The 2,425-nt window shown below is 53.3% G+C and carries 2 protein-coding genes; both read right to left on the bottom strand.

What is annotated here, in order from left to right; translation table 11 throughout:
- Positions 1–303: 303 nt before the first annotated feature.
- Positions 304–786: a hypothetical protein gene (locus Q0256_RS02130; RefSeq protein ID WP_297959624.1), complete on the bottom strand. Its 483-nt coding sequence runs from the start codon at positions 784–786 to the stop codon at positions 304–306.
- A 211-nt stretch (positions 787–997) separates the two neighbouring features.
- Positions 998–2,425, bottom strand: a 1,428-nt coding sequence (gene recG, locus Q0256_RS02125) for an ATP-dependent DNA helicase RecG (protein ID WP_297959623.1), incomplete at its 5' end; no start/stop codon positions are given.

The raw sequence follows: 2,425 nt of genomic DNA, 5'->3' as shown, positions 1-2,425 counted from the left end.
TTTACGGCACAACGATCGGCGGACGGCTTCTAATATTGCGTGCCGAGAGTTTGCAAATACAGCGCCAGGCTTACAAAAACAGCGCGCCGCTGGGTTCGATATATCCCGCGCTGCGAAGCGGTTGGATTTTAAAATTTAATTTGAAGTGCGTCATGCGAAGCTTGCCGCACGCTTCGTAAATTTAAAGCGCTGCGCAAAATTTAACGCATTGCGTAAAATTTTAAATTTTTACCGCGGCGCAGATCACGCGCCGTTTCGGCTTAGGCGTCTATTTTAAACCGGCTAAGCTCGGCGGTAAAATTTCTACTTCGCCGCCTTGAAGCTCAAGAATTCCTCGTAGCGGCGATCGATGATCTCTTTGATCTCGGCGTAATTTTGCGGCGAGTTTTCTATGTAAAAATAGGCGTTGTCGAAGTTTTTATCGCCGAATTTGCGCGCGACGAAATCGTCGTAATCTTGCAAATACCAGCCGTGCGTTTTGGCAAATTTCGTGCGGTCCGTGGTGTAGTAGGCATTTGCAAAGGCCTTGCCAGCGGTGTTTAGCTCGTCGCTGCCTAGCACGCCGTCCATGGCGCCAAAGAAATACCCGCGATAATCAAAGCTATCGTCCATCCGCGCTATATCGTCCGCGAAATCCGCCGCGAAGTCCTTGGAATAGAGCTTGCGCTCCATGCACCAGCGGAAGAAAAACGCGATGTGCGTCGCGCCGTTTTCATGCGGAATGTCAGTCGGCGCATTTTTCGCGCCCCAGTGCCATTTTGCCTTGTCGTAGGTTACGTAAGCCATTTTGCTCTCCTTTTTTGGACTTTAAGTTGCATAAATTTTAGAAATTAAAAGCAAACGACGCTTGGTAAAGCTCTAAATTTTATCAGATGCAATCTACGCCGTGAAATTTAAAATTTTATATCAGATCGCTCATTCCCTCATAATCGCATTCGCTTCATAAAATTTTGCCGCGGCTAAATTACGTTTAAATTCTATCGCGCCTCGTAGAATTTCACGCACCTCGTCCTATGTCCTTTAGTCGCTGCTTTGCCGCAGCCGTCACGTCCTCTTCGTAATCATACCACGCAAACATCGCGCCGTGCTGCACCGAGCCGCCCAGCAGATCGCCCCCTTGGCGGTTTTTCAGATCGATATTTGCGACCTTAAATCCATCCAGCGTCGCTGCGAACTCGCGCAGGCGCTGCGGCGGGGATTTGAGCTTGGTGTAGAGGTAGCAGTGCCCCGCCTGGCCCTTGCGTCCGACGCGCCCGCGTAGCTGATGAAGCGACGCAAGCCCCATCCGCTCGGCGCCCACGATTAAAATGACGCTAAGCCGCGGCAGCGAGATGCCCACTTCGACGATCGTCGTGGTTATCAGCAGTCGCCCCTCGTCGCGGAAGCGGCGCAGGATCTCCTCCTTGTCCTTGTCGCTGCCGTGGGTAATCATCACGTCCGCAAACTGAGCCTTCCAAAACGGCGCCGCCTCCTCAAGGCTTTGATAGACCGAGCTTTCGCTTTGCTGCACTAGCGGATAGACGATGATCGCTTGATTGCCCGCGGCGAGCTCGCGGCGCAGATCCTGCATAAAGCCCGCAAATCCGTCGTTTTGTAGAATTTTGGTTTTGATCTGCTTTTCAAACGGCAGCTGTTTTAAAAAGCTAAAGCTCACGAGTTCGGACTGGATCATGCTCAGCGTGCGCGGTATCGGCGTGGCGCTAAACTGAATGAAATGCGCGCGAAACTCGCCGTTTTCGGTAAGGCGTGCGATCTTTTCGCGCTGGTTGGAGCCGAAGCGGTGCTGCTCATCGACCATTATGAGATTTGACGGCGCGAGCTCATGGTAGAGCAGGGCGTGAGTGCCGATGACAAGGTGCGCGTCTGCGAAATTCGGCTCGCGATCGCCGCTTTTTACGAGCAGGACTTTGATCTGCGGCGGCAGCAGACGGCGCGCCTCGGCGTAAATCTGCTCGGCCAAGATGCTTGTAGGCGCCATCAGATAGCTGATGCGCGGGTAGTTCATCGCCGCGCTCGCGAGGATCACGAGCGTTTTGCCGCTGCCTACGTCGCCCATGACGACGCGGCGGCGCGCCAGAGGGCTTTGCAGATCGCTAGCGATGTCCTTTATCGCGCTTAGCTGATCGCGCGTAGGCTCGAAAGGAAGCGAGGCAAGCCAGTCAGAGATGTCGCGCAGCGGGTAAATTTGCGCCGGGAAACTCGTTTTTTTTGCACTTAGCTTTTGCAGGTAGTTTAGAATTTCGACAAATTTCAGCGTGCGTAAAATCGCAGTACCGCTCATCTGTGTGACGGCTGCGCTCCTGACGGCCTCTGCGGCATGGACAGTTTCGGCATCGCTTGCATTTTGAGCGATCATAGGCTCTGCGGTTGCGGTCTGGGCAGCTATTACCGTCTGAAAATTTTCGGTTTGATTGCATACAGGCTG

This window comes from uncultured Campylobacter sp., from assembly GCF_937949835.1.
Classification (GTDB): Bacteria; Campylobacterota; Campylobacteria; order Campylobacterales; family Campylobacteraceae; genus Campylobacter_B.
Note: the sequence above shows the minus strand (reverse complement) of the source record. Positions and strands in the feature narration are given on the sequence as shown.